The sequence below is a fragment of the Ovoidimarina sediminis genome (assembly GCF_032586175.1).
Taxonomy (GTDB): Bacteria; Pseudomonadota; Alphaproteobacteria; order Rhodobacterales; family Rhodobacteraceae; genus Ovoidimarina; species Ovoidimarina sediminis.
The window spans coordinates 1-1,710 of record NZ_JAWHTE010000065.1 but is presented as its reverse complement, the minus strand read 5'-3'; the positions used below and the strand labels follow the sequence as shown (position 1 = coordinate 1,710).

Sequence of the window (1,710 nt, the reverse complement as noted above, 5' to 3'; positions counted from 1 at the left end):
CCTCCCTTGCCTCGGGAGAAGTGAATCAGGAGCTAAAGCCTCGCTCAAGCCGAGTTTTTCAACACAATCGGCTCTTCTCGGTCATCTGAGCGTTTCAGGCAGGTGACTGCTAAGGCGCGCGGACCGGTCTACCAAATCACCAGCTTGATCCATATCAACGCCCTGCAAATGAACCTCCCTCAATGAATTGGTTAGAAAACACAGAGGGAGGGTGTAGTGAGATCTGCGAAGATACTGCTTCTGGCATTGGTGGCGCTCATCGTTGGAGGTTGTGCGAGCGGTGTGTCGCTTTCGGAAACGACTGCTGCAAAGGCACCTCAGTCAAGCGATGTGGCTAGGATCATCATTTACCGAACCGGGGTCTTCGGCGCTGCCGTTCAACCCGATGTTCTTGTTGACGGTCGGACGACTTCGGAATGTCAGCCGAATTCAGTCTTCTTTGTCGATGTTCCACCTGGCGAGCATACGATTTCAGCTAGCTCTGAAACAACTGCTACCATTAGAGCAACTCTTCCTCGTGCAACGCAGCTCTACGTTGAATGCTCAATCGGTATGGGGATTATGGTTGGACGGCCGCAGCTTCGACGCGTTGAGCCCAGTGAGGCCCAAGGACGTATCGGGCAGCTTGTATACTCGGGAAGCTACCGGATTAACTAGCGGAGTCTCAGTCCGATCGGGCTTAGCTTTCTCAGTTTCTAAGAGATTTAGGGACGGTGATGGCGATCTATTGAGCGGCGTATTCAGCCAGGAACGGCAGCTTCATTCCGACAGCCGACCTTTCGCAAATCCGGCTTGGTCTCCACGTGCAGATGATTTCACCATTGGTGAAACGGCAGTTTGACTTGGCGCAACGCTTCTCAAGTTCCATTCATCCATGTTGTGAAGAACCGCCGCGACTTGCGGACAGTAGGAGCGAGACGATGAAAAACCTGGCGACAGCAGTGGCGTCTACTTTGATTGCATCTCAGGCATTTGCCGGCTCGTATCAGGTAAGATGCGAGACAGCATCGGTACCCTACCAAGAGAGCACTAAAGGCGGAGATCCTGGAAGAGTTGTTGGTGGAGCACTGATCGGTGGTGTGCTCGGGAAGGCAGTAACAGACGATAATGCCGGCGCTTTAGTCGGTGCGGTCGTAGGCGGAGCTGTCGGTCACGAAAGCAGCAAGAAGACCGTCACTAGGTACAAAAACGTCGAGACATGCAGGAACGTCTTTATCCCAGAACGGATTACTGATGACGAAACACTCATGCGAGTCCTGCAGGATTTGAACGACGGACGGTCTGTCAGCAAAGAGATGACCATGGACGCGCAGTACACGGTTGGTGTCGCCTATGACGGCCAGTGGGGGCCAATGTCTCGAAGAGCCGCCGAGACGTATTTGGCAAACCTTGAGCCTGGTGCAGAACTTGAGGCGCCGCTGTATTCACTGGTGGTCAACGAAGTGGTCGTTGTGAGCTCAGAAGATGCAAATGCGATCGATGAGATCAAGAAAGGGCTGCTTCAAGCGGGTGTTGAGTCACAAATCTTCGTGGATCTGCAGTAACGTTCCTAACACCAACCTACCAAGGCTTGGCCAAGCCCCACTGTTTTTTGAATAGTGGTTCTGTCGAGCTTGGTTTAAGGGGCTGCTCGGGGCTCTTCCCGGTCATCTGAGTATCCGTGTTTGGTCAAGGCGCAACGGGCGACCAACTTCGTTTATCTCGTAGGAG

Annotated in this window: 2 protein-coding genes; both read left to right on the top strand. The window is 53.3% G+C overall.

Features of this window, described 5'->3' with window-relative positions; genetic code table 11:
- Positions 1-216: 216 nt before the first annotated feature.
- Positions 217-657: a DUF2846 domain-containing protein gene (locus tag RXV90_RS25920; RefSeq protein ID WP_410482405.1), complete on the top strand. Its 441-nt coding sequence runs from the start codon at positions 217-219 to the stop codon at positions 655-657.
- Positions 658-920: 263 nt separating this feature from the next.
- Positions 921-1,544 carry a glycine zipper domain-containing protein gene (locus RXV90_RS25735; RefSeq protein ID WP_316653278.1) on the top strand — a complete coding sequence of 208 codons (624 nt, stop codon included), beginning with the start codon at positions 921-923 and terminating at the stop codon, positions 1,542-1,544.
- Positions 1,545-1,710: the final 166 nt, after the last annotated feature.

Bases quoted from the DNA above. Each gene is read 5' to 3' on its own strand.
- RXV90_RS25735 (WP_316653278.1), top strand. From the start codon at position 921: ATGAAAAACCTGGCGACAGCAGTGGCGTCTACTTTGATTGCATCTCAG.